This window comes from Kibdelosporangium banguiense (assembly GCF_017876405.1).
In the GTDB taxonomy this organism is placed as follows: domain Bacteria; phylum Actinomycetota; class Actinomycetes; order Mycobacteriales; family Pseudonocardiaceae; genus Kibdelosporangium; species Kibdelosporangium banguiense.
The window spans coordinates 6,703,798-6,728,091 of sequence record NZ_JAGINW010000001.1 but is presented as its reverse complement, the minus strand read 5'-3'; the positions used below and the strand labels follow the sequence as shown (position 1 = coordinate 6,728,091).

Here is a 24,294-nt window from a genome sequence, read left to right as displayed (position 1 = left end):
TCCTCTCTAGAGCTCAGGGTGAATGCAGCGGTAGGAGTGATCGGCGCCCGCGGTGACCAGCGCGGGGAGGTCCGCCGCGCACTCGTCGGTCGCCTTCCAGCAGCGGGTGCGGAAGTTGCAGCCGCTCGGCGGGGCGGTCGCGGACGGGACGGGTCCACTGAGGACGATGGGTTCGACGGCGTGCAGCAGGCTCGGCGTCGCCGAGAACAGTGCACGCATGTACGGGTGATGCGTGGCCTGGGGAACCGCTTCGGCCGGTGCCTGCTCGACGATACGGCCGAGATACATCGTGACGATGCGGTCGCTCATCTTCTTGACCGTCTGGATGTCGTGGGAGATGAACACCATCGCCAAGCCGAGCCGCTCACGCAGATCGACCAGCAGATTGAGGATCTGGGCGCGCACGGACACGTCCAGTGCCGAAGTCGGTTCGTCGGCAACCAGCAATGCGGGCCGCAGCGCCAGTGCCCGCGCGATCGCCACACGCTGGCGCTGGCCGCCGGAAAGCTGCGCCGGCACGGCATCCGCGACACTGTCCGGCAGGCCGACCAACGACATCAGCTCACGCACCCGATCGGCACGCTCGACCGGAGAGCCTTCCCGGTGCACGTCAAGCGGATCACGGATGATCTTGGTGACCGGCAGGCGGCGGTTCAGCGCGGTCGACGGGTCCTGGAAGATCATCCCGACGTGCCGTCCGAACCCGGCCGCACCGAGCTTCTCCAGCGACTCGCCGCGGAACCGCACAGTCCCTTCGGTCGGGCGCTGCAGGCCGACGACCACCTTGGCCAAAGTGGACTTCCCGCAGCCGGATTCGCCCACCACACCGACGGTTTCCCCCTCGTTCAACACGAGGTTCGCGTCGGTGAGCGCGTAGACGTTGTCGTGCCCGAACAGTCGCGCCGACCGGATGCGGTGCACGACATGCACGGAATCAAGCTCAAGCAGGCTCGTCATGAGTCCGCCCGCAAGCCCCACGAAGGTTCTTCGGTCATCCTGCCGTTCATCCTGTGGTCACCTCAGCCGGTAGCTCAGCGGGGAAATGACATGCGATCAGGTGGTTGACGTTGTCGCCTTCCTTAGGTGGCGCGTCGGTATGGCAGATCGCACGAGCAGCCGGGCACCGGTCGGAGAACCGGCACCCCGCCTCGAAGTCCGCGGGCGCGGGCACGACACCCTTGATCTGGGTCAGCGTGGCCTGGTTCTCCTCCAGCGAAAGCACAGCCGACAACAGGCCGCGGGTGTAGTGGTGCCGCGGCGAGCCGACGATCTGCGCGATCGAGCCCATCTCGGCGACCTGGCCGCCGTACATCACCACGACCCGGTCGGCCACTTCGGACACCAGCGCGAGGTCGTGCGAGACCAGGATGAGCGCGAACCCGAGCTCCTCCTGCAGCCGTAGCAACAGTTTCACGATCTGCGCCTGCACAGTGACATCGAGTGCCGTGGTCGGCTCGTCGGCCACGATCAGCTTGGGGCTGCGCGACAACGCCATCGCGATCAGCACGCGCTGCCGTTGCCCGCCGGACAACTCGTGCGGGTAGGACCGCAACGTCCGCTCCGGATCGAGGTTCACCAGTTCCAGCAGCTCTTCGGGCGTACGCGTGCCGCCGCGGCGGGTGAACTGCTTGAGCTGCGCGCGGATGGTCATCGCCGGGTTGAGCGAGCTCAGCGCGTCCTGGTAGATCATCGCCAGGTCGTGGCCGAGATAACGGCGCCGCTGGCGGGGACTCAGCGCGAGCATGTCCGTCTGCTCGAAGCGGATCTGGCCCGAGACCTGTGCTGTCGCGGGCAGCAAGCCCATGATCGACAGCGAGGTCAGCGACTTGCCGCACCCCGACTCGCCGATCAGCCCGAGCACCTCGCCCGCGCGCACGGTGAACGACACGTCATTGACGACGTTGACCCCGTTGTGCCGATCGGGGAACGAGATCGCCAGGTGTTCCACGGCGAGCACCGTCTCCCGGCCGGAGAGATCGCGTGCCTGGCGGGACAACCGCTCCCCCGCCTCACGCAGCCCGGCGATCGGCAGCACCGGTTCGATGTTCTCGAAGGCGGGCTGCTCTGTCATGGCGACGTCCTTGGCCGCCCGCCCGGCCTGTGCCCGGCGTGCGGACGGCCTCGCCCACGCATCGGAGACCCCTTCGGACAGCACATTCAGCGAAAGCACTGTCACCAGGATCAGCAGGCCCGGGAACAGCGTCGCCCACCAGCCGCCGGTCAGCACCAGTTCCTTGCCGTTGGCCAGAACCGACCCCCAGGACGGATCCGGCTGCTGGATACCGGCCCCGATGAACGACAGGGACGCCTCGAACACGATCGCGTCGGCCACCAGCACCGTGCAGAACACCAGAATCGGCGCCGCGCAGTTGACCGCGACGTGTTTGGCCAGGATGTAGGCCCGCCTGGCACCGATGACCCGCTCGGCGGCGACGTAGTCCTCGCTGTACTGCGCCATCACGTTCGCCCGGACCACCCGCGCGACCAACGGCGTGTACAGGAAGCCCAGGGCGAGGATCAGGACCACGATCCCGCGCCCGAACACGGCGACCAGCACGGCCGCGAGGGCGATCCCGGGAAACGCCATGACGACGTCGAGCACCCGCATGATCGTCTCGCCCACCCGGCGCCGCGAGGTGGCCGCGAACGAGCCGATCAGCACGCCGGCCACCAGCGCCAGCCCGATGGCGCCGAGGCCGACCGCGAGCGACCATCGCGTGCCGTAGACCACGCGCGAGAAGATGTCCCTGCCAGAGGAATCAGTGCCGAACCAGTGCTCGCCGCTTGGTCCTTCGACCGCGGCACCGGTCAGATACGGGTCGTGCCCGGCGATGATCGGCGCCAACGCGGCGAAGAGCGCCAGCAGCGCGATGACCGCGAGCGCGATCCACGACGGCAGGCTGAGCCGGCTGAACCGGATCCCAGGACGGCTGAGCCGCCTGGCCAGGCCGGGCCTCACGCGTGGCTCCGCAGGCGCGGGCTGGCGATCAGATAGAGGATGTCGACGATCAGGTTGACCAGCACGAAGCCGATCGCGATGGTGATCACGAAGCCCTGCACCTTCGACGCGTCGCCGTCGATGACGGCCTGGATCATGTTCTGTCCCATGCCCGGCAGCGCGAACATCGTCTCGATGACCACCGCACCGCCGAGCAGGTAGCCGATCCGCATGCCGAGCACGGTCAGCGGGGTGACCAGGGCGTTGCGCAGGACGTTGCGGCCCACCACGACCACCGGCGGCAGCCCGCCGCCACGCGCGGTCCGCACGTAGTCCTTGTCCAACTCTTCCACCATGGACGTGCGGATGATCCTGGTCAGCTGGGCCGCCACCGGCAGCGCCAGCGAGATCGCGGGCAGGGTCATCGAGTTCAGCCAGCCGCTGAACGAGTCGTTCATGCTGACGTACCCGCTCGTGGGAAACAGCCCCTGGCCGACCGCGAGCCACTGCACGAGCAGCAACGCGATCCAGAACGCCGGCGCGGCCACACCGGCCAGCGTCACGATCCGGATGATCTGGTCCGGCCAGCGGTCGCGGTGGATCGCCGAGACCACACCGAGCGGCACCGACACCACGATCGCGATGAACAGGCCCATCAGCGTGAGCTGGACGGTGAGCGGCAGCGCTGTGGTGATGGTGTCGGCCACCGGCTGCTTGGTGATCACGCTCGTCCCGAAGTCGCCCTGGACGAGCTGCCACAGGAACCGCAGGTACTGCACGGGCAACGGATCGAGCAGCCCGTTCTCCAGCCGGAACCGCTCGAGCTGCTCGGCGCCGGCGTTGGCGCCGTCGAACGCGGCCAGCGCCGGGTCGACCGGCGAGAACTGCATCACGACGAACACGAACAGGGTGACTCCGAGCAGCAGCGGCACCAGCGCGAGAACGCGCCCGGCCAGCATCCGCAGAACGACCATCACGCCACCGGCTTGGCCTGGTTTAGGTTGATCCCCGGGTAGCCCTGCGCGCGTACGCCGGACAGCACCTTGGGGTCCCACGCGGTGCCGTTGTGGGTGAAGACCATGGGGTACAAGGCCACCTGGTCGGCGATCAGGTCCAGGGCCTGCTTGGTGGTCGCCTTGCGCTTGGTCTCGTCGACCTCGGTGGCGGCCTGGTCCAGCAGCCCCAGCAGCGTCTGGGACTCCGCACCCTTCCACCGGGCGTACTTCGGCACGACGCCTGATCCCGCGTAGTAGTACCGGATCAGCAGATCGGGGTCGTTGCCGAACTGCTCGGCGTTCTGCGTGGTCGCCACCACCTGGAAGTCGAACCCGCTGTCCAGCTTGGAGAACAGCGCCTTGGTGTCCTGGGAGTCCAATGTGGTCTTCACCCCGATGGCGTCCCAGCCCTCCTTGATCACGTTGACGCAGTCGGCGACGAGCGTGGTGTTCGTCGTGGACAACGTGACCTGGAGATCGGTGACACCGGCCTGTTTGAGCAGTTCCTTCGCCTTGTCAGGGTTGTAGGCGAAGTCGTTGGCGGCAGGCTGGGAGGCGGCCATCTTGGGGTTGATGAACGACGTGCCGGCGGTGCCCTTGCCCTTCAGCCCGACCTCGATCATCTTCTTTTTGTCGACCGCGTGGTGCAACGCCTGGCGCACAAGCTTGTTGTCGAACGGCGCGTGGGCGGTGTTGAACATCAGCCACAGGTTGTTGCCGCCGTCGGCGAACTCGACCGTCCGGCCGTCCTTGGTCAGCTGCTCGGCGTTGGCCGCGGGGATGTTCTCCGCGATCTGCGCGGCCGGTGTGGCACCCGAGATCTTGGCGACCCGGGGCGACGCCTCGACGATCGAGTTCCACAGCATCGTCTTGTACACAGCCGGTCGCGGTCCGTTGTAGTCGTCGAACCGCTCGAACTTGGTGTGCGACAACGGCGCCTGCTCGACGACCTTGTACGGGCCGGAGCCGACGACCTTGCCGGACACCGCGTCCTGCCACTTGCCGTCGAAGACATGCTTGGGGACGATCTTGACTGTCTGGAGTCGTTGCAGCACATAGGGGAACGGATTCGACAGGACGAACTCGACGGTCTTCTCGCCGGCCTTGCGGACCTCCTTGAGCCAGCTCGCGAGGAAGGTCCGGACGAGCACGTTCTCCTTCGGGTCGAGCGCCCTGGTGTAGGTGAACACGACGTCGTCGGCGGTCACGGGCTGACCGTCATGCCATTTCGCGCCGTCGCGCAACTCGATCGTGAAGCTGGTCCCGCTGACATCCGCGGGCAGGGCCTTCGCCAGGCCCGCGAACGGCTCCCGGGTGATCGGGTCCCCTTCCACAAGGGACTCGTAGCAGTGCAGGATGGCCGCCATCGAGAAGGCCGACGCCGTCTGCAGCGGGTCCCATGTCTGGTTGTTGCCGTAGCCGATCACCGCGGTGATCGACTCGGCCTTGTTGCCTGTGGCGACCGTCGAGGCAGGACCGCCGCACGCGGCGAGCGTCGACGAGAAGGCAACAGCTACACCGGCTAGGCCGGTGAAACGCAACATGTCCCGCCGGCTAAACGATTGACCAGCTCCGGACCGAGTCTCGGACACCGCGCCTCCTTGCTGCGTGTACGACATCCAGAAAGACGAGATAGGACATCCCACGTCCTATGAGTGGCAAACCATAGGACGCGATCGCGCGAAGGTCAAGAGTCACGACGCACGACCGCAATGCCGTTGTCACTCAACGGATACAACGCTGCCGCAGCCTCAGCGAAGGGGCATCGGCACGCTCCGTGAAGATCCACGAATCGACTCGTCACGCCCAGTACTTCCCTGTCCGGCGAGAATCGAGTACAAGTAACTATCTAGTACGTTCATACTTCGTCCGGAGGGATCGTGGCTGTGGCACCGCACGACGAGGACCGGTACCTGGTCGGCCTGATCGGCTCCGGGATCGAGACATCCCTGAGCCCGGCCCTGCACGAGCGCGCGGCCGACGAACTCGGGCTGCGCTACCTGTACCGCAAGCTCGACCTCACGGTCCTCGGCCTGCCGCCCGAGGCCGTCGGCGAGCTCGTCGCGGCCGCGAGGCTGGCCGGCTACAACGGGCTCAACATCACCCACCCGTGCAAGCAGCTCGTACTCGAACACCTCGACGGCCTCTCCCCCGAAGCCGAAGCCCTGCAGGCGGTCAACACCGTGGTCTTCGCGGACGGCAAGGCGATCGGCCACAACACGGATCTTTCAGGCTTCGCCCGTAACCTCGCACTAGGCCTGCCTGAGGCTCCGCTCGACAACGTGGTCCTGCTGGGCGCAGGCGGAGCCGGGGCCGCCGCGGCACATGCCCTGCTGACCATGGGCGCCGGAACGGTCCACGTTTTCGACACCGATCAAGGCCGCTGCGACAAGCTCATCCGCTCACTGCACAGGAACTTCGGCCCGGACCGGGCTGCCACCGGCAAGTTGGACGACGTGATCCCTCATGCGGACGGCCTGGTCCACGCGACACCGACCGGGATGGCTGCCTACCCGGGACTGCCGTTGCCCGCAGAACTGATCATGCCGCACCTGTGGGTGGCCGACGTGGTCTACCGGCCGTTGAACACCGAACTCGTGATGACCGCGCATGCCCGGGGCTGCGGTGTACTCGACGGCGGCGGAATGGTCGTTTTCCAGGCCGCCGAAGCGTTCCGGCTCTTCACCGGCCGCACACCCGACACCAGCCGGATGCTGCACCACTTCGCGGCACTCACTCCCGGGCAGGGGCGTTCGCCAGCCGGAACTGCCGGTGGGCGGCCATCCGCACCGGCGAGTTGACCACGCCGTAGCCCGCGTAGCCGTCAATGCGTTGGACCACTTCGAAGAACACACGCGACCCCAACATGTGCGTGTAGAAATGCAGGAACTCGCCGTGCTCGTCGCGGTCGTACAACAGTGAGTACGAGCGCAGCAAATCAAGCCGCTCGGGCGGCAACGCGAAGCGCGCGTCGAGATCGTCGTAGTAGTTGCCGGGGATGTCCAGCAGCGGAGCGCCGAGCGCGCGCATTGCCATGGCCGTGGTCACGACGTCATCGGACGTGAAGGCGATGTGCTGGGGATCCAGAACCGCTGGCGCCCAATGGCCCCGGCGAAGCGTGGCCACGTTGAGGGCGATACGGATCCGCCGGTCACGGTCGCTCGCGGATCGGCTGCGGATCAGCCCGAACGGTGCCGCGAACTCGGCCTCCGGTTCCGGCTCCAGGCCGAGCGCGGCCCGGTAGAACAACGCGATCTGGTCGAAGTCGTCGAACGGCTCGGTCAGCGAGATGTGGTCGATCCCGGTGATACCACAGGTGTTCACGACCATTCCGGGCTCAGGCGGCGTGAAGTCGGCCATCCAGTCGCCTTCCGGGCGGACGAAGACAATGCCGACACCGTCGGGCGCCGTCACAGCGGGATCGTCATAGTCCACATCAGACATCCCTGAAGCGAGCAAACGCTTCGCCCGCTGCGCCGCGACGAGCGGTTCCGACGTCGCCACCCCCAGTGCGCCGATTCGTTCACTGACACCCGCGCGTACCGCCACCCGCGCGTCACCCTGTTGCCACAACTGGATTGGACGCGTGTTGTGCTGACCGATGTGGACGAATCCCATCGCGGCCAGGATCCCGGCCGGGGCGGGCGCGGCCAGCTCCACGAACGCGTAACCGGCCGGCGCCGAAACGGTCGACAGATCGGCGACACGCATCCGCTCACGAACCTGTACCGGCCCTGTGTTCGAGACGTCTTCCCGGAGAATCACCAACGACCGCATGGCATCGGCTGCGGTACGCGCCGGATCCGACTGCCGGAAAACGTCGTTGAACACCTCCAGCGACAACGGACCGGCGTATCCGGTGGCCGCCACCGTGCCGACGAAGGTGCTCAGGTCGAACGCGCCCTGCCCGGGGAACAGCCGGTGATGCCTGCTCCACTGCAGCACGTCCATCCGCAGCTTCGGCGCGTCCGCCAGCTGCAGGAAGAAGATCTTCGCCCCCGGGATCACCCGGATCCCGGCGATGTCACTGCCCTTGGACAGCACGTGGAAGCTGTCCAGGCACAGCCCGAGCGCGGGATGGTCGCCCCGCCTGACGATCCGCCAGGAATGCTCGTAGGTGTTCACAAATCGGCCCCACGCAAGGGCTTCGTACGCGATCCGGATGCCTCGCTCCCCAGCCCGGGACGCCAGCTCGTGCAACTGCTCGGCGGCGAGGTCGTCATCGTCGACCGCGTCCGGCGACACCGATGAGCACACCAGCATGGTGTCGGCCCCGAGCTGTTGCATCACGTCGAACTTGCGCTCGGCGCGCCGCAGGTTGGCCTCGAACACGTCCGGCGGCACCGCTTCGAAGTCGCGGAACGGCTGGTACAGGTCGATGGACAGGCCGAGGTCGCCGCAGCGGGCCCGGATCTCACGAGGCGCCCAGGTCGAGACGAGCAGGTCGTTCTCGAAGATCTCCACGCCGTCGAAGCCCGCGGCGGCCGCGGCGGCCAGTTTGTCGTCGAGCGTGCCGGACAGGCACACCGTCGCGATGTCCAGGCGGAGCTCCGGGCTTCGCATCGCCACCTCCGTCAAACCGGCCAGGCCAATGAACGTACCAGATAGTTACTTAGCCCCCGCTCCAGAGTTTTGCCCCCAATGCCACATTGGTGGCATCAGATGTCCCCAATGTGGCATTGGGGGCACAGCCGCAGGCCGGTGGCCCGGCTAAGGTGACCACAAGTTCCACCAGCAGAAAGGCGAGTCGTTGGCCGAACCGGACCGCGGCCGGGATCCCGACCGGACCCGCGCCGACATCCTCGACGTCGCCACCGCCGAATTCGCCGACAAGGGCTACGCGGGCGCCCGGGTGGACGAGATCGCCGCACGCACGAGCACCACCAAGCGGATGATCTACTACTACTTCGGCAACAAGGAACAGTTGTACATCGCGGTACTGGAGCGCGCGTACACCGGCATCCGGACGCTTGAGCAGAACCTGGACGTCGAGCACCTCGACCCCGTGGACGCCATCCGGCAGCTGGCCGAGCTCACCTTCGACCACCACGAGTCGCATCCGGACTTCGTGCGGCTGGTCAGCATCGAGAACATCCACCGCGCCGAACACATCGCCCAATCCTCCGTGCTGACCGGGCTCGCCAACCCCGCACTCGACGTACTGGCCAGGATCCTCGAGCGCGGGCGGCGCGCCGGGATCTTCCGCGATGACGTCGACCCGCTCGACGTGCACATGGTGATCAGCGCCTTCTGCGTGTTCCGCACGGCCAACCGGCACACGTTCAACGCGATCTTCAAACGGGACATGCTCGACCCGGACACGCGCGACCACTACCGCAGGATGCTCGGCGACCTTGTCGTGGCCCACCTGACCACGCGCTGACCCGAGCAGGGATTTGACGCGGCTCTCTTGACAAGCGGCCGGGGCCACATCAGCCTAATTAACTATCTAGTTCGTACCTACGCCCCGCTGTTTCCGCAACGCCGCCTGACAGAGGAGCATGATGACCGCCAAAGAGGGCAAGCCCAGGCAGGCCGCGACCGCCGCCTGGATCGGCAGCGCCCTGGAGTACTACGACTTCTTCATCTACGGCACCGCCGCGGCGCTGGTGTTCAACAAGGTGTTCTTCCCCAGCTCCGATCCGGCCACCGGCACCCTGCTGGCCGTGGCCACCTTCGGCGTCGGCTACGCCGCCCGCCCGTTGGGCGCGTTCGTGCTGGGACACGTCGGCGACCGGTACGGCCGCAAGAAGGTGCTGGTCTTCACCCTCCTGCTGATGGGCGTGGCCACGTTCCTCGTGGGCTGCCTGCCCACCTACAACCAGGCAGGCGTGCTCGCGCCGGTCCTGCTTGTGGTGTTGCGCCTGCTCCAAGGCCTGTCGGCGGCCGGCGAACAAGCGGGCGCGAACTCCATGACTCTCGAACACGCCCCCGCACATCGCCGCGCCTACTACACAAGCTTCACGCTCAGCGGCACACAGGCGGGCCAGATCCTTGCCACAGCAGTGTTCCTGCCCGTGGCCGCGCTGCCCGAACAGGCTCTGCTCTCGTGGGGCTGGCGGGTTCCGTTCTGGGCCAGCTTCATCGTTGTCGTGGCCGGCTACGTGATCCGGCGCAGGCTCGAGGAGACGCCGGTGTTCGAGCGGCAGGTCGCCACCGGCGGCGTGGCCAAGCTTCCGGTCGCCGTGCTGTTCCGCGACCACTGGCGTGACGTCCTGCGCGTGGTGCTGGCCTCGATCATCGCGTCGGTGAGCACGATCTTCAGCGTCTACGCCCTGAGCTACGCGGTGAACACGGTCAAACTGGACCGGTCGTCCATGCTGTGGGTCGGTGTCCTGGCCAACGTCGTCGCCCTGATCGCGCTCCCCCTGTTGGCGACTCTCGCCGACCGGGTGGGCCGCAAGCCGGTGTTCATCGCGGGCTCGATCGGGTGCGCCGCCTTGATGTTCGGCTATCTCGGCGCGATCTCCTCGGGCGACTACCCGCTGATCTTCCTCGTCGGGATCGTGATGTTCGGCGTGGTCTACAGCGCCACCAACGGCATCTGGCCGGCCTTCTACGGCGAGATGTTCACCGCCGAGGTCCGGCTGTCGGGGATGGCGATCGGCACGCAGATCGGCTTCGCCATCGCCGGTTTCGCCCCCACCATCGCCGCGGCGATCGCGGGCACGGGCAGCACAGGCTGGATCGGTGTCGCCGTGTTCACCGCAGTGCTCTGCGCGGTCAACATCGCGGCCGTCGCCAGTGGACGTGAGACGTACCGCGTGCCGACCGAGGACCTCGGCAAGCCGGTCGACCGAACTCCACGGACCGCCGCGGTGTCGCCGTCCGCGCCTGGCAGGTAACGCCCCGCAGTTGACGGCGAGGCATGGATGACCGACCATGCATGTAGTTACTCGCGAGTAGCTCGCAGACACCGTCATCGATGCCGGGAGAGAGCCCATGCCTCGCCGTCTGTTCACGACTGTCGCCGTGACGGTCGCAGCCCTGCTGACTCCTGCGACCGCCCAAGCGGCAACCCCTGCCCTGAACTACGTCGCGCTCGGCGACTCCTACAGTGCCGCGTCCGGGGTCCTGCCCTCGGATCCCGGCGCACCGCTGCTCTGCCTCCGATCGTCCCGCAACTACCCCCACGTCATCGCCGCCGAGACCGGAGCGAGCCTGACCGACGTCACGTGCGGCGCCGCCGAGACCAAGCACTTCACAACCGCCCAGTACCCCGGTGTCCCGCCACAGATCAACGCCGTCGGCGCGAACACCGGCCTGATCACCATGACCATCGGTGGCAACGACAGCGGCGTGTTCATCAACGCCATCCTGGCCTGCGGCGCGGCCGGGATAGTCACCCTCGGCCACGGCAGCCCGTGCAAGACCCTGTACGGCTCCAGCTTCCAGGACACCATCCGGACAAAGACATACCCCGCCCTGGTGGCCGCCCTGCAGGCCGTTCGCGCCAAGGCCCCGCAGGCGCGGGTGGCCATCCTGGGCTACCCCTGGATCGTCCCCGAGACCGGCGGCTGCTTCACCAAAATGCCCATCGCCAAAGGCGACGTGCCCTACCTGCGAGACCTGCAGGCAACACTCAACGACGCCGTCGGACGCGCCGCCGCCGCGACCGGCGCGACCTATGTGGACATGACCGAGGCCTCGGACGGCCACGACGCCTGCAAGCCGATCGGCGTCCGCTGGATCGAACCCGTCCTGCAGACCACCAACCCGGTCGTCGTGCACCCCAACGCCCTCGGCGAAGCCAAGATGGCCGCCCAGGCAATCCAGGTGCTCGGCCTGTAGCCGTACCCGGCCCCGTCATGCCCCGGTGGCTGTCCACTGGGGCATGACGTCTCAGGTAATCGACTGGCTGCCCGCGGTCGGACAAGCTTTACCCATGAGCGAATACGAGAGCATCGCACAGCGGTACATCGACACCTGGAACGAGAAGAACGCCGACAAGCGGCGCGCGATTGTCGACGAGCTGTACACATCGGACGCCACTTTCACCGACCCCCTCGTCGCGGTCACCGGCCCGGAGGCCATCGACCAGGTGATCGGCGGGGCGCAGGAACAGTTCGCCGGCCTGGAATTCACCCTGGGGCCGGTGGACGGTCATCACGACATCGCGCGGTTCACCTGGCTGCTGGGCGCGCCCGGCGCCGAGGAGCCGCTGGTGATCGGCTTCGACGTGGTCGTGCTGGAAGACGGCCGGATCAAGCACGTGCACGGCTTCCTGGACAAGGTTCCGGGCTGACCGGCGTCACGACCGGCGCCGGGGCTTGCCACGCCTGGCGCCCTTGGGGGCTTGCGAACGCTGTGGGGTCTTGACGGGTTTCTGGGGTTTCGCCGGTGTCTGGGGGCGTCCGCGCGTGCTGTTGACAGTGCGGCCACGGACGATTCCGATGAACTGTTCCATCAGGTCGGTGGTCTCGTCTTCCAGCCACGTCAACGCCACACGCGACTCCGGGGCCGCCAGGACCGGCCGGTAGGTCAGGTCCTTGCGGTGATGCAGCCGGGCCAGTGACTGCGGGACGACAAGCAGGCCCACGCCCGCTGCCACCAGCTGGATGGCGTCCTCGGTCGTGGCGGGCCGCTCGATCGCCGGCTGTCCCGGCAGTTGTTCCCAGTCGAGGGTGTCGTCGAGGGGATGCAGCACGATCTGGCCGGCCATATCCTCAGTGGACACTTCCTCGGCCGCGGTCAGGTCGTGGTCTTTCGGGACCACGACCACTGTGGTCTCGGTGTAGAGCGGGATCGCGTGCAGGCCGGTGCGGTCGATCGGCAACCGCAGGAGAACCGCGTCGGCGTCCCGGTCCCGGACCGTGCCCACGGCTTGCGCGGCGGGCACTTGGACAAGGGTCAACGGCACCTCGGGGAGGCGTTCGTTCCAGATCCGCACCCACTTGGCGGGAGTCACCCCAGGGACGTACGCGAGCCTGAACGAGCCTGTCACGTGCCCAGATTACCGGGCGTGACATCCGGGCACCGCACACGGCCCGATACCCTTGCCCGATGAAGTCGCAGAAGACACCCCAGACGATGAAGCCCGCGACCGCGGCGAAGAAGCTGGGTGTGTATCTCGAAGCCACGCCCGCGGAGTTCCAGGAGGGCGTCGTCTCGCGCGACGAGTTGAACGCCCTGCAGAACGACCCACCCGAGTGGCTGCGCGACCTGCGCCGCAACGGTCCGCACCCACGCCAGGTCGTCGCGGCGAAACTGGGGATCTCCATCAGCGGCCTGGCCCGCAGCGGCGTCTCCGACTCCCTGACCACCGAGCAGATCGAAGCCCTCAAGGCCGAGAGCCCCGAGTGGCTGCAGCGCGAACGCGCCACCCAGGCCGAGGTCCGCAAGGAAGCGCTCCGCCTGAAGGAGAAGCGCGGCTAGGAGACCAGCGACAGGTTGCGGACCGGCGCCGGGGCCGCGGGCTTCTCGAACGTCGGGACCACGACCTCGTCACCGCCGATCTCCTGGGTGATCCAGGCGCCGGACTCGACCATCACCTTGAGGGTCTTGACGTCCATGGCGTTGATCCGCATCAGGTACCACTCGTCGCTGGGCAGCGGGCCCATCCGGCTGGACAGTCGCTTGCTGATCGCCTTCACGCGCTCGTACAGCGTTGCCACGAGCGCGTCCCGGTCGTACGGGCCCTGCAGGCCGTCGCGGATACGGTCCTCGATGCCGCGCGGCATACCGTTCTCGTCGGGCATCAGCATCGTGGTCCACGCGCGGGACTTCTCGCGGTACTGCAACTGCTGCATGATCCCTTCGTGCGCGGCGAAGTCCGCGGCCCTGAACGGCCGGCCCTGCCAGCGGGCACGCAGGTTCGCCGCCAGCGACAGCGCGCTCTTCAGGCCGGTGTTCAGGCCCCGGCCGGGCCAGAAGTGCAGCGAGTTCGCCGCGTCGCCGAGCAGGAAGCCGAACGTCTTGGGGGCGATCTGCGCGCTGAACTTCGACATCTGCTGCATGCCGAGGGTGAACGAGGTGATGCCCACGACATCGGCCGCGCCGACACCGAAGAACCGCAGCCCGTCCAGAATCCGCGGCCACAGGAAGGAAAGCCGGTCCACCGAAGGCTTGAACACCGCCTTGTGCCTGTCGCACACGAACTTCGTGCCCTCCGGGCGCATCGTGCAGCCGAACCGGCCGATGCACTCGACAGGCCCGCTCTCGCCGAGCGCGACAATCTCTGACGCTTCCTCCTTGGTCAGCCGCATGTTGATGAAACCGCCGCCGAGCGAGTTGAAGAGGAACCTGTTCTGGCACACGGTGAGCGGCACGGTGTACTCGTCCGGCACCTTGGCCACGACCCGGATACCGAGCACCCGCTCGTCCAGCGGCGAACCGTCCAATGAGTACAGATCACGGTTCGGCGTGCCGAAGTGGCTCTTGAGGCTGTCGCGCGTCGCCGAGCGCGCGCCGTCGGCGATCGCCAGCACATGCAGGCCGTCCCAGTCGCCGGGCTTGACGTATGCCTCGGGCACAAGCTCGATGCCGTAGACATCCTGCGCCATGTCCAGCAGGCAGTCCTCGATCCACCGGATCTTGATGTTGCGCGGCCGGCCGCGTTCGGCCGGCGAATCCGGGCCGAGCGGCCACATCTCGGAGAACTTGCCCTTGCAGAACAGCCGTTGCTGCACAAGCTCGGGCAACGCGGCCCAGACATTGCTCTGCAGCGTCACAACCTGCTCACGCCGGTTGTTGCCCTCGGCCTGGCCCTTCCAGACAATCCTGTCGTCACGCCGCATCCACCGGCGGTCGTGCACGCGCACCTGAACGCGATCTCCCAGCATCGCCTTCACCGTGCACGCGAACGACAGGCCAACCGGCCCGCCACCGGCGACGTCCACCCGCATAGGTGGCGTTTGCTGTGGCAGCTTCACCACGCGTGCCCCAGTCCTGCGCGGCAGCACGAGCTTCACCGTCTCACCCAAATCGCCAACCCGGCCCAGCAAAACCGTGTCACCGCAACGGCTGTTGTCCATGTCCGCGTCCTCCCCACCCTGCCTATGACGCACTCAGACACGAATCCCGGCCCGGCTCGGTTCAAGATCGTTTTTCTCCGCGACCAAACCGTGACAAACCCAGGTCAAACCCCGCCCGGCCCGTCAGCACCGGCGACGGGCCGGGCCTGCCGGGGTCTACCCGATGGCGAAACTGGGGTGGGGTGGCTGGTTGTAGGCGGTGTTCTGCCAGGCGACGGCCACGCGGTACTGCCGGTCCTGCATCAGTGACGGACGCGAGATGCCGGTCGAGTCCGTGGTGGAGTAGATCCGCAGGGCGCGGTTGTCGGTCGTGGCCCAGATGACCTCTTCGCGCCAGTCGCCGAGAATGTCGGCCGACAGTGCCGGCGTGGACTTCGTCCCGTTGTTAGAGTGTACGCCGGACGCGGTCAGCAGCCTGGTGTCGCCGCCGGTGCCGTATTTGTCGATGTGCGTCCCGTCGAGCAGTTCACGCTGGGCGTCGCCGTCCCACCAGACCAGGAAGTTCGTCGAGGACGGCTTGCGGCCGATGTTCTGGCCGCTGGTGTTGAGCAGGCCGCCGACCGCCGAGGACCAGGACTCCGCGCCGGGGCTGCCCGCGTAGATGTCGCCGGAGACACCACGGCCGTTGTCGCAGTTGCAGCTCGGGTTCTGCCAGATGATCTGGCCGGTGCGGGCGTCGGCCATCCAGGCCGCGGGCTTCGACTTGTCCTCACTGATCTTGAAGACCTCCTGGCCGGTGCGGCCGGGGATGAGGTCGCCGACATGCATGGCGTCGCCGTGGCCGTTGCGTGTATTCCACAGTGGAGCGCCGTTGTCGTCGATCGCCATGGCACCGAACATGATCTCGTCCCGCCCGTCGCGATCGGCGTCCGCCACCGACAGATTGTGGTTACCCTGCCCGGCATACTGCGATCCCGCCGAGTTCGAGTCGAACTTCCAGCGCTGCGTCAACGCGCCGTTGCGGAAGTCCCATGCCACGATCACCGTGCGCGTGTAGTAGCCGCGCGACATGATCAGGCTGGGGCGGGAACCATCCAGATATGCCGTAGCGGCAAGGAATCGGTCGACGCGGTTGCCGTACGAATCGCCCCACGACGAGACCGTTCCCCGAGGCGGGTCGTAGTTGACCGTGGACATGATCGCGCCGGTCTGGCCGTTGAACATGGTCAGGAACTCCGGACCTGCCAGGACATAGCCACTGGAGTTGCGGTGGTCGGCGTTGGCGTTGCCGATCACCTGACCGGTGCCGGACCGGGTGCCGTCCGCGGTCTTCATCGCGACCTCGGCCCGGCCGTCACCGTCGTAGTCGAACACCTGGAACTGCGTGTAGTGCGCGCCTGCCCGGATGTTGCGGCCGAGATCGATGCGCCACAACCGCGTGCCGTTGAGCCGATACGCGTCCATGTAGACGTTGCCCGTGTATCCGGACTGCGAATTGTCCTTGGCGTTGCTCGGATCCCACTTCAGAACGATCTCGTACTGGCCGTCGCCGTCCAGATCGCCGACGCTCGCGTCGTTGGCTGCGTAGGTGTAGCTCTCGCCAGATGGCGTGGTGCCACCAGGCGGAATCTGCAGCGGCACATCACGCGTACTGGCGGCCACATCCACGTCACCGGTGAAGCGCAGAGTCTCCTCTGAGGCCAATGTGGACGGAAGCTCCGTGCCGTTCACCACCGGCCTGATGACGTAGCCGGCCGTTGCCGGGCCGTCCTTGTCCTGGAAAGTCGTGGGACCGCTGACTGTCGCCAGTCTGGTGCCGTCACGGTAGACGTTGAACGCGACACCAGCCGGATCGTCGGCGAGCAGTCGCCAGCTGACCCGGTTTCCCTGTCCGGTATGGACACTGATCACTCCCCTGCCGAGCGTCTCCGCGGCCGGGCCGGGCCGGGCAGCCGCGGCCGGTAGCGGGATCACCAGAGGGAGCAGCAGGGCGGCCACCAGCACCGCCCGCAACGAATGGTTGGCCATGCCGACCTCACTCAACACATCGCAGGGTTTTCTGGGAGCGCTCCCAGTTCTTCGAACGTAGCGACTGTCGACACTCCTTGTAAAGACGTCGTTACATTCTGAAAGCGCTCCCAAGTACCGCTGTCACACCCGGGATTGTCAGCCCTCTGTGCGATGCTGCCCGGGTGAACGTGGTTTTCGACGCTCAGCTGTGGGAATGGGATGCCCGGCAAGACAGCAGCTGGACATTCGTGACGCTGCCGGAAGAGGCATCCGAGGACATCCGTGAAATGACCGCGGGCCCACGCCGCGGCTTCGGCTCACTGCGCGTACGGGTCACCGTGGGCAGCAGCACGTGGACGACGTCGATCTTCCCGGACAGTTCGAGCGGCTGCTACGTCCTGCCCGTCAAGCGCGCCATCCGTAAGGCCGAGTCGCTCGACATAGGCGACGTGGCGACCACGAGGGTCGAACTCCTCGATTTCTGATCAGGCTGACGGCTGCTCGCTCGGCTGGGTTTCGGTGATCAGGTACCCCTTGGACAGGTTGCGGTACTGCTTGGAACGCAGGGCCAGCAGCGTCACGGCCATTCCGATGAGGCCGGTCAGGGTGAAGACAAGGGCGAGGCCGCGGTCAGGCCCCGTGCCGAACCAGCCGCCGATCAGGTCGACGCCCGCGCCGGTGGTCATGAAGGGGATGAACACGAACTGGGCGATCGGGCTGATCAGGAACGCGGTCAGCGGGGCCGCCGCCAGCTCCACGCTCTGGGCGAAGCCGAACACGCGGCCCTGGCGTTCGTACGGCACGACTTTCTGCAGAATGGTCTGCTCGGCCGCCTCGGCCGCGGGCATCAGGCACAGGTAGACGAACAGGCCGCCGATCATCAGGGCCAGCGAGGCCTGGATCGTGAACACCGACGTGATGCCCCACAGGACGAGGTTCGCCAGCAGCAGGGTGCGCACGGGATTGCGGCCGAGACCTGTCCGGGCCACCACCAGGCCGCCGAGGATCATGCCCGCGCTGAGGACGCCCCACAGGAAACCCCAGACCTCCACGGACACCAGTGACAGGCCGTAGGGGTCCATCAGTGCCATGAAGACGCCGCCGAGGAAATTGTTGAACGTGGAGAACAGGATCAGCGCCATCAGGCCGGGAATGCCGTTGATGATCCGGATCGTGCCGCGGACGTCGACCCGTTTCGGTTCGCCGGCGGCCGTGCCACCGGCGGCCGCGGGCACCCGGGTCACGCTCAAGTCGACAGTCGCGAGCAGCAGTACGGCCAAAGCGAGTATGAGTACGTAGGTCATACCGCCCTGCGCCACAAGCACACCGCTGATCACGGACGTCACGAGCACGGACGTCCCTGAGGTGGTGCCGACAAGCCCGTTCGCCTTGTCGCGGAGGTCTTCCGCGATCAGTGCGGTGACCAAGGTCGGCAGCGCGATCGTCCGGATGTTGCCGACGATCACACCGAGCATCAGCAGTGTGACGAACACCCAGAGAAACGGGCTGGCCGGGTCCTTGAACGTTCCATCCGGCGCCAGGGTGTAGACCACGAACGAGGCCGCGTACAGCACAAGGGATCCGATGCCCGACAGCAGCATCATGGTCTTCTTGTCGTGGTGGTCGACCAGGCTGCCGAACCAGATGCCGGTCATCGACGTCAGTACCAGGAACAGCCCGGCGATCAGACCGGTCGCGAACACCGAGCGGGTCTCCAGGTACACGTAGAACGTGATCGCGAACCACACTGTGTAGTTGGTGACCGACACGAAGAGTGTGTTGCCCAGCAGGCGCAGGAACGTACGTGTCGCGGGGTCATGCAAGTCGAGACGCTTGCGTGCCACAGCCGGCTCGGTCATTGCACGACACTATGGGTTGTTTGTCCGGTCATGCCACTGCATTGTTCTGCGCCGGCGATCCAGTCTCGCGTTCACTGTGGCCACACCGACGACGACAACACCCAGCACGCCCTGCCACCAGTAGCAGTCCATTCCCACGCTGCGCAGCGCTGTCCCGGTCAGCTCCAGGAACACCGCGCCGAGCAGGCTGCCGATCAGAGTCCCGCGCTTTCCCGACAGCGTGGCGCCCCCGAGCACGACCGCGCCGAGCGCGATCAGTTCGACGTCGATCGGTCCCTTGACCGACCCGGGCGCCATGACCCCTGCCAACGCGGCCAGCCCGCCGGACGCGGCGTAGGTCATCAGCCGCACCCCTGCCACCGAGATTCCCCAGTGCTCGGCGGCGGTCTCGTTGGTACCCGCGAAGTACACACGAAACCCCAGCACTGTATGCGCGAACAACACATGGGCGATCACGATGACGACAGCGGCCACGGTCCAGACCACCCACGGGGCAAACCACTGACCCTGGTTCGTAACCGGTTTCGGCAGGCCGGCCGCGACTGCTCCCGCCACACAGAGCACGCCGAATGTCGCCACGAACGGCGGCAGTCCCGCCCGGGTCACCAGCAGGCCGTTTAAAAGTCCACAAAGGACACCTATGGCCAGTGCCATGAACACCGCGATCGGACCGGAAAACCCGGCACGGGAAACCAGATCCCCGCTGAGGGCGGCCGACAGCAGCGCGACCGCGCCGATCGACAGGTCGATTCCGCCCGCGAACACCACGAAGGTCAATCCGACGGCGGCCGTTGTGGCCGCGGCCACAGCGGCAAAAACGACGCTGCTGGTGAGCACATGGCCGAAGACCAAGAGCAACACGCAGATCGCAGCAGCCAGCAAAGCCGGCCTCACACGTGCTTCACCCCGAACCCATATCGCTGTCGACCGCTACCGGACCCATCCACCAGTCCACGCGACGATAGGGAGAATTACCTGAAATAGCAACCTTTCTCGCGGTATGCCACCGAATGGATCATCCATGTTGGACCAGCCGGAGCGAGCGGATTGAGCCGCTCCGGCGTCAACGGCCCGGCCGCGCGCCCGCGGACATCCTGATGATGTCCTGTGTAGACAGTCCGCGGACCGGCACGTCGCAGACCATCCGGCCGAAGCGCAACAGCACGATCCGGTCGGCCATCGCCAGTGCGTCGGTCACCACACCGCATCCCACGACGACCGCCACACCCGCTTTCGCCAGTGCCCGGATGATCCGCAGGATCTCCGGATGCGCGTGGCCGGGAATGCCCTTGAGCGGGTCGGCCAGCAGCAGGATCTCCGACTCGGCCACCAGCGACCGGGCGAACGCGATCCTGCGCTGCTGCGTGGCCGGCATCTCGCCGACCGGGCGCCGGATGTCGGATACGCCGATGTTCAGCAGTTTTTCCACCGACCCCAGCACTCGCCGGACCTTGGAGCGGCTGTGCCAGTTGTGAATCGGTTCAGCGACCGCCACGTTCGCGCCGGCGGAGTAGTTCGGCAGCAGTCCCGAGGCGTCCAGGTTTCCCGCGATGTAGCCGATTCCGGCCCGCGTGGCCTCACTCGGGCGCCGGAAGCTCTTGCGCTCACCGTGGATGAGGATCTGCCCCGACCGCGCGCCCACGCTGCCGGTGATGGCCCGCAGGACATCCGCCGACTCGCCGCCGACCAGAGCCACGACCTCACCCGCGCCGACTCCGAAGGAGATGTCCTGGATCGATCCCTCGATCGTGGCCAGATCGCGTACCTCCAGCACATCGGCGACCTGCCTGCGGGGCTCGGGAACCGTGGGGACGGCCTCGTGCCCGAACACCATCGCCGCGAGGTCCTGGGAGTCGACACCGCGCGCGTGGAACGGTCCCAAAGCGCTTCCACATCGCAGCACAGTGACACGGTCGGCCACTTTCGACAGTTCGCAGACGCGCTGGCCGGCATAGATCACCGTCTTGCCTGCCGATGCCAGCTTGCGGACCGCGCCAAGCACAAGATCCGACTGCTTGGTGTTCATCGCCGCCACGGGATCGTCCAGCACGATCACCTCGACGCCGGACGCCACCATCCGCGCGAGCTGCGTGACGCGCTGCGACCCCGGGCCGAGCCTGCTGACCGCGGTCGCCGGGTCGAGCTCGATGCCCAGCTGTGCCAGCACTTGCGCTGTGCGGCGGTGCATCTCGGCCCGGTCCAGCAGCCCCAGCCGGTTTCGCGGCTCCGCGCCGAGCCAGACGTTCTCGGCGACGGACAGACCGTCCACGAGCACCGGCTCACCGTCCAGAAGCCGCACTTGATGATCACTCAGGACCTGCCCGGCGTCCGGGCGCACCAGTCCGGCAAGGATCCGGCACAGGGTGGACTTGCCGGCACCGCCGGCACCGGCGATCGCCATCACCTCACCAGGCCGCGCCTCGAAGTCCACCGAATCAAGGACAACGCTTCCCGCAAGCCGCTTGGTCAACGACACGGTCCTGACCAACGTCAGCCACCCTCACATCTGTGTGATCTCGTCACCTCAGGTCGCACTGCGCGAACCTGTCCAGGCCTGTCGGACGCGGGCCGAACCTGCCGATGGCGATCGCGATCCGGTCGAGCGACGCCACGCGCCTGCTCGTCAACGGACCGAGGATCGCGTTGCGGACGAAGTTGGGATCGCTGGTGCCCTGCGCCTCCACCAGGCGCCGATTGGCCTCGGTGAGCTGGGCGTCGAGATATCTCAGCTCCATGGCCACTTCGGCCTGCGCTCCCGCCGGGACAAAGGGGATCGCGGGCCGCGGGTCCGGGCACACGATCCGCGGGCCGCCGCTCGGGGCGGGGCCGGGCGGTGGCGGAGGATTCGGGGCGGGCGGCTGGGCAGGCGGCTGAGCATTCGAGGTCCGGGACTGGGTTGTGCCCTGGGCAGGCGGCCCGGTCACCGATTTCTCCCGCGGAAGCTGACCCGCGCTTGCCTGGCCCGCGCTTGCCTGGCCCGGTGTCGTCCGCCCGGGGGCCGCCTGACCGGCGACCGGCGAATCCGCCGATGTGGACGGTGACTGTCCTTGCACACCTGGATCCGTGCCGACCGCGGCGACATCTGTCACCGGCACACCAGGTGGCGCGGCATCGCCGACCGGCGGAACACGGATGACGTCGCCGCCCCGGCCGTCCGCCTCGGCGGCGATCATGGCCAGCGGGACAGCCGCCACCAGGACCGCGATACCGGCGACCGCCTTGTTCGCCTTGCGCCACATGTGGTTCTCCTCCAAAGGTCAACCACCCTCGTGCTCCTCTCCGGCTACCAGAAGAAGGGGTATTCGGCTCAGCGTGGACAGTCAATAGATCATTCGGCCGCAGCATGATCACTTATGGCCTATCGCCTGCCTGCGGCAAGCGCCGGTCAGTTGTCCACATTGGCCGTTTGAACTGGGCGTATTCGCCATCCGGCGGCGAATGGCTGGACCGAGACGGCGTTCATCGCCCGAACCTCCATCATCGTCGACGGCGAGCCTGGATGCCGATCTTGATCGACATCGACATGTTAACGTAAACACATACAGTGAGATCAGCGGATCGAAGGCAGCGACAAACTCAGCGACAGAATGGCCTTGCCTGCGGGTGGCGTGCACCGCTGATCCCAGTCGACACCACGCCCATAGGCGAACACCCGCTCCTGACCGTCGCGGGTGATCCGCGCCCGCATTGACCGGCCTTTACTTTCCGCGATCAGATAGCTCGACGTCGAATTGAACTCACCGCGGTGGCTGCAATTGTGGCCGCCGGGCCCGGGCAGACCGAGCATGCCGTTGATGTGTTCCTGGTCGACCCGCAGCTGAAAGCCTTCAGCCGCCGCCGCGTTCAGCACGGCCTGTTCCAGCTCCGGCGTGAGATCCACCGTGAAATACACGTGGTACCACGGAAAACTGTTGTCGATGCCCCGGCCGGAATCCCCGTTGTGCGCCAGCGGCCGCGGACGCACCGGCTCAAGCCGCTGCGCGATCGGCCGCATCGCGTTGCGCGCCGCGTTTCCCTGAAACAGCCCCCGCGACCGCATGACAAGGTCCAGCAGAACCAATGCGCCCAGTCCCATTCCCGCACCACCCGTCAACTCGCACGACATCCGTGCGCACACCATCCGTCGCCATCAGACATCTTGTCAAGACACAGTGTCCGAGTTTTGCGGCGACGTGATCGACGGGAGGTGCGGCCTCTGGGTCAGGCGTTGAGCGACCAGTCACCGTCGCCGTCGGTGACGGAGCCGTCGTTGAAGGTGCTCGTGGCCGGGTCAGGCCACTGGCCGTCCGGGAACTTGCTGTTGTCGGTGGCCATGGCGGTCAGGGCGGTCGTCGCGCTCGCCTGTTCGCTCAGGAAATCGATGAACGCCTTGACAGCGGTGGCAGCCGTGGCGGCCGCGACGTCCCGGCCCTGACCAGGCGTTACTTGAGCGCGGACATGCCGGTCCACTTCTCCCACGAAAAGAGCCAGTCGTTGACCTCGGACGTGGTGGGCATGGCGACCTTGGAGCCGGTCACCTCGACGGGGTCACCGATGAGCGTGGTGTCGAACAGCGCCTTGGCGTCCTTCTCGAACAGATTGACGCAGCCGTGCGAGGTGTTCGCCTTGCCGATGTTGGCCGCGTTCTCCTCGTTCTCGTGCAGATACTCACCGTGGTTGGAGATCCGCATCGCCCACTTCTTCTTGACGTTCGTGTAGCCGTAGGCCGGGTTGGAGAAGTCGCCGACCGGCTCCTTGCTCATCACGATCAGGGTGCCGTTGGGGGTGTTGAGGTCCGGGTTGGAGTCCTTGCCGTTGCTCGACGGGTACGTCGCGGTGAGCGCGCCGTTGCGGTAGACCTTGAGCGAGTGATCCGGGGTGTTGACCTTGAGCACCTGTTTGCGGCCGATGCTGAACTCGCTGGTCACATCGGCGCGGCCGTAACCGTTGCCGTAGTTCACGCCGTAGAGACTGGCCGACACCTTGACCTTGGTGCCGGCCGGCCAGTACTCCTTTGGCCGCCAGTCCGCCTTGTTGGCCGAAACCCACGCCCAGCTGCCCTCGACCTGCGGCGTGGTCTCGATCTTCAACGCCTTCTCGGCCGCGGCCCGGTCCTTGGGCGCGTCGTCCGGGAAGTTCACGCTGATCGGCATGCCCACCCCGACCGTCTGGCCGTCGGCCGGGTTCACCGTGGCGCGGATCGTCTTGGCCGGCTTCACGGTGCTGAAGGAGCCCTTGAGTTCGGCCGGCTTGTTGTCGGCGCCCATCGCCTTCGCGGCATAGGTATAGGTCTTGCCGTAGTCCAGCCGCTGGCTGTTGGCCCAGCTCAGCTTGTCGGCGGTGGTGTCACCGGCCACCGGCTTGCCCTCGGGGTCGTTGACGACCACCTCGGTGAGCTTCCCGTCCGACACACTGATCTTGACCGGCTGTAACACCGGGACATCCTTGGCGTCCACCGCGGGGTCCGCCACGATCTTCGCCGCGGGCGCGGACGCGGTGCTGCCGTTGCTCTTGCTGTCGGCCTTGCCCGCCGGCGCCGCGCCCTCGTTCTCGCCGCTGCAGCCGGTGATCGCCAGGACACTCGCGAGCAGGAGTGCCAT

Annotated in this window: 22 protein-coding genes; 7 read left to right on the top strand and 15 right to left on the bottom strand. The window is 66.8% G+C overall.

Going from position 1 to position 24,294, the window contains the following annotated elements; all coding sequences use genetic code 11:
* Positions 1–6: 6 nt before the first annotated feature.
* Genes JOF56_RS31320 through JOF56_RS31305 form a run of 4 tightly spaced genes read right to left on the bottom strand, consistent with a single transcriptional unit; the run spans position 7 to position 5,477 of the window.
* Positions 7–957, bottom strand: a complete 951-nt coding sequence (locus tag JOF56_RS31320) for an oligopeptide/dipeptide ABC transporter ATP-binding protein (RefSeq protein WP_209643060.1) — start codon at positions 955–957, stop codon at positions 7–9.
* Positions 958–1,003: 46 nt separating this feature from the next.
* Positions 1,004–2,959 (bottom strand): dipeptide/oligopeptide/nickel ABC transporter permease/ATP-binding protein, encoded by a 1,956-nt coding sequence (locus JOF56_RS31315; protein ID WP_209643059.1) that lies wholly within the window; start codon positions 2,957–2,959, stop codon positions 1,004–1,006.
* A complete protein-coding gene (locus tag JOF56_RS31310; RefSeq protein WP_245378473.1) occupies positions 2,956–3,912 on the bottom strand; it encodes an ABC transporter permease in 957 nt (318 codons plus the stop codon). The genes JOF56_RS31315 and JOF56_RS31310 overlap by 4 nt, the downstream gene beginning before the upstream one ends.
* Positions 3,912–5,477: an ABC transporter substrate-binding protein gene (locus JOF56_RS31305; RefSeq protein WP_245378472.1), complete on the bottom strand. Its 1,566-nt coding sequence runs from the start codon at positions 5,475–5,477 to the stop codon at positions 3,912–3,914. The genes JOF56_RS31310 and JOF56_RS31305 overlap by 1 nt, the downstream gene beginning before the upstream one ends.
* Before the next feature lie 336 nt (positions 5,478–5,813).
* Here JOF56_RS31305 and JOF56_RS31300 point away from each other — a divergent pair, with 336 nt between their 5' ends.
* Positions 5,814–6,734, top strand: coding sequence for a shikimate dehydrogenase (locus tag JOF56_RS31300; RefSeq protein WP_307855338.1), 921 nt, complete (start codon positions 5,814–5,816; stop codon positions 6,732–6,734).
* Here the strand turns inward: JOF56_RS31300 and JOF56_RS31295 are convergent.
* Positions 6,667–8,496 carry a sugar phosphate isomerase/epimerase and 4-hydroxyphenylpyruvate domain-containing protein gene (locus JOF56_RS31295; protein ID WP_209643056.1) on the bottom strand — a complete coding sequence of 610 codons (1,830 nt, stop codon included), beginning with the start codon at positions 8,494–8,496 and terminating at the stop codon, positions 6,667–6,669. The two genes, JOF56_RS31300 and JOF56_RS31295, sit on opposite strands and share 68 nt — an antisense overlap.
* A 187-nt stretch (positions 8,497–8,683) precedes the next feature.
* Between JOF56_RS31295 and JOF56_RS31290 the strand changes: the two genes are divergently transcribed.
* The 4 genes from JOF56_RS31290 to JOF56_RS31275 all read left to right on the top strand — a co-directional run bounded on the left by JOF56_RS31290 (position 8,684) and on the right by JOF56_RS31275 (position 12,178).
* Positions 8,684–9,316, top strand: coding sequence for a TetR/AcrR family transcriptional regulator (locus tag JOF56_RS31290; protein WP_209643055.1), 633 nt, complete (start codon positions 8,684–8,686; stop codon positions 9,314–9,316).
* A 121-nt stretch (positions 9,317–9,437) separates the two neighbouring features.
* Positions 9,438–10,778: an MFS transporter gene (locus JOF56_RS31285; protein WP_245378471.1), complete on the top strand. Its 1,341-nt coding sequence runs from the start codon at positions 9,438–9,440 to the stop codon at positions 10,776–10,778.
* 97 nt (positions 10,779–10,875) lie between these two features.
* On the top strand, positions 10,876–11,724 hold the full coding sequence (locus JOF56_RS31280; protein ID WP_209643053.1) for an SGNH/GDSL hydrolase family protein: 849 nt from the start codon (positions 10,876–10,878) through the stop codon (positions 11,722–11,724).
* A gap of 94 nt (positions 11,725–11,818) precedes the next feature.
* A complete protein-coding gene (locus JOF56_RS31275; protein WP_209643052.1) occupies positions 11,819–12,178 on the top strand; it encodes a nuclear transport factor 2 family protein in 360 nt (119 codons plus the stop codon).
* Between the two features lie 6 nt (positions 12,179–12,184).
* On the opposite strand, the gene JOF56_RS31270 is transcribed toward JOF56_RS31275, so the two are convergent.
* On the bottom strand, positions 12,185–12,877 hold the full coding sequence (locus JOF56_RS31270) for a LysR family substrate-binding domain-containing protein (RefSeq protein WP_209643051.1): 693 nt from the start codon (positions 12,875–12,877) through the stop codon (positions 12,185–12,187).
* Between the two features lie 59 nt (positions 12,878–12,936).
* Between JOF56_RS31270 and JOF56_RS31265 the strand changes: the two genes are divergently transcribed.
* Positions 12,937–13,308 (top strand): DUF5997 family protein, encoded by a 372-nt coding sequence (locus JOF56_RS31265; protein WP_209643050.1) that lies wholly within the window; start codon positions 12,937–12,939, stop codon positions 13,306–13,308.
* Here the strand turns inward: JOF56_RS31265 and JOF56_RS31260 are convergent.
* Together JOF56_RS31260 and JOF56_RS31255 are read right to left on the bottom strand one after the other, a co-directional pair.
* Positions 13,305–14,906: a hypothetical protein gene (locus tag JOF56_RS31260; RefSeq protein WP_209643049.1), complete on the bottom strand. Its 1,602-nt coding sequence runs from the start codon at positions 14,904–14,906 to the stop codon at positions 13,305–13,307. The two genes, JOF56_RS31265 and JOF56_RS31260, sit on opposite strands and share 4 nt — an antisense overlap.
* Positions 14,907–15,062: 156 nt before the next feature.
* Positions 15,063–16,889, bottom strand: coding sequence for a rhamnogalacturonan lyase (locus JOF56_RS31255; RefSeq protein ID WP_281065513.1), 1,827 nt, complete (start codon positions 16,887–16,889; stop codon positions 15,063–15,065).
* Between the two features lie 149 nt (positions 16,890–17,038).
* Between JOF56_RS31255 and JOF56_RS31250 the strand changes: the two genes are divergently transcribed.
* Positions 17,039–17,341 carry a DUF1905 domain-containing protein gene (locus JOF56_RS31250; protein ID WP_209643048.1) on the top strand — a complete coding sequence of 101 codons (303 nt, stop codon included), beginning with the start codon at positions 17,039–17,041 and terminating at the stop codon, positions 17,339–17,341.
* Here the strand turns inward: JOF56_RS31250 and JOF56_RS31245 are convergent, their stop codons facing one another.
* From JOF56_RS31245 to JOF56_RS31215, 7 genes are all read right to left on the bottom strand, one after another.
* Positions 17,342–18,715, bottom strand: coding sequence for an MFS transporter (locus tag JOF56_RS31245; protein ID WP_209643047.1), 1,374 nt, complete (start codon positions 18,713–18,715; stop codon positions 17,342–17,344).
* 9 nt (positions 18,716–18,724) lie between these two features.
* Positions 18,725–19,609 (bottom strand): ABC transporter permease, encoded by an 885-nt coding sequence (locus JOF56_RS31240; protein WP_209643046.1) that lies wholly within the window; start codon positions 19,607–19,609, stop codon positions 18,725–18,727.
* 169 nt (positions 19,610–19,778) lie between these two features.
* The gene (locus tag JOF56_RS31235) at positions 19,779–21,203 is read right to left on the bottom strand and encodes an ATP-binding cassette domain-containing protein (protein WP_209643045.1); all 1,425 of its coding nucleotides are present in this window, start codon (positions 21,201–21,203) and stop codon (positions 19,779–19,781) included.
* Between the two features lie 31 nt (positions 21,204–21,234).
* On the bottom strand, positions 21,235–21,954 hold the full coding sequence (locus tag JOF56_RS31230; protein ID WP_209643044.1) for a hypothetical protein: 720 nt from the start codon (positions 21,952–21,954) through the stop codon (positions 21,235–21,237).
* A gap of 311 nt (positions 21,955–22,265) precedes the next feature.
* Entirely contained in the window at positions 22,266–22,709 is a 444-nt protein-coding gene (locus JOF56_RS31225) for a hypothetical protein (RefSeq protein WP_209643043.1), read from the bottom strand.
* A 206-nt stretch (positions 22,710–22,915) separates the two neighbouring features.
* Positions 22,916–23,164, bottom strand: coding sequence for a hypothetical protein (locus JOF56_RS31220; RefSeq protein WP_209643042.1), 249 nt, complete (start codon positions 23,162–23,164; stop codon positions 22,916–22,918).
* Complete coding sequence (locus JOF56_RS31215; RefSeq protein ID WP_209643041.1) at positions 23,137–24,294, bottom strand: L,D-transpeptidase; 1,158 nt, start codon at positions 24,292–24,294, stop codon at positions 23,137–23,139. Before JOF56_RS31215 ends, JOF56_RS31220 begins: the two co-directional genes overlap by 28 nt.

Bases quoted from the DNA above. Each gene is read 5' to 3' on its own strand.
- JOF56_RS31245 (WP_209643047.1), bottom strand. From the start codon at position 18,715: ATGACCGAGCCGGCTGTGGCACGCAAGCGTCTCGACTTGCATGACCCC.
- JOF56_RS31310 (WP_245378473.1), bottom strand. From the start codon at position 3,912: ATGGTCGTTCTGCGGATGCTGGCCGGGCGCGTTCTCGCGCTGGTGCCG.
- JOF56_RS31295 (WP_209643056.1), bottom strand. From the start codon at position 8,496: ATGCGAAGCCCGGAGCTCCGCCTGGACATCGCGACGGTGTGCCTGTCC.
- JOF56_RS31285 (WP_245378471.1), top strand. From the start codon at position 9,438: ATGACCGCCAAAGAGGGCAAGCCCAGGCAGGCCGCGACCGCCGCCTGG.
- JOF56_RS31320 (WP_209643060.1), bottom strand. From the start codon at position 957: ATGACGAGCCTGCTTGAGCTTGATTCCGTGCATGTCGTGCACCGCATC.
- JOF56_RS31280 (WP_209643053.1), top strand. From the start codon at position 10,876: ATGCCTCGCCGTCTGTTCACGACTGTCGCCGTGACGGTCGCAGCCCTG.
- JOF56_RS31260 (WP_209643049.1), bottom strand. From the start codon at position 14,906: ATGGACAACAGCCGTTGCGGTGACACGGTTTTGCTGGGCCGGGTTGGC.
- JOF56_RS31215 (WP_209643041.1), bottom strand. From the start codon at position 24,294: ATGGCACTCCTGCTCGCGAGTGTCCTGGCGATCACCGGCTGCAGCGGC.
- JOF56_RS31275 (WP_209643052.1), top strand. From the start codon at position 11,819: ATGAGCGAATACGAGAGCATCGCACAGCGGTACATCGACACCTGGAAC.
- JOF56_RS31230 (WP_209643044.1), bottom strand. From the start codon at position 21,954: ATGTGGCGCAAGGCGAACAAGGCGGTCGCCGGTATCGCGGTCCTGGTG.
- JOF56_RS31305 (WP_245378472.1), bottom strand. From the start codon at position 5,477: ATGTTGCGTTTCACCGGCCTAGCCGGTGTAGCTGTTGCCTTCTCGTCG.
- JOF56_RS31225 (WP_209643043.1), bottom strand. From the start codon at position 22,709: ATGCGGCCGATCGCGCAGCGGCTTGAGCCGGTGCGTCCGCGGCCGCTG.
- JOF56_RS31265 (WP_209643050.1), top strand. From the start codon at position 12,937: ATGAAGTCGCAGAAGACACCCCAGACGATGAAGCCCGCGACCGCGGCG.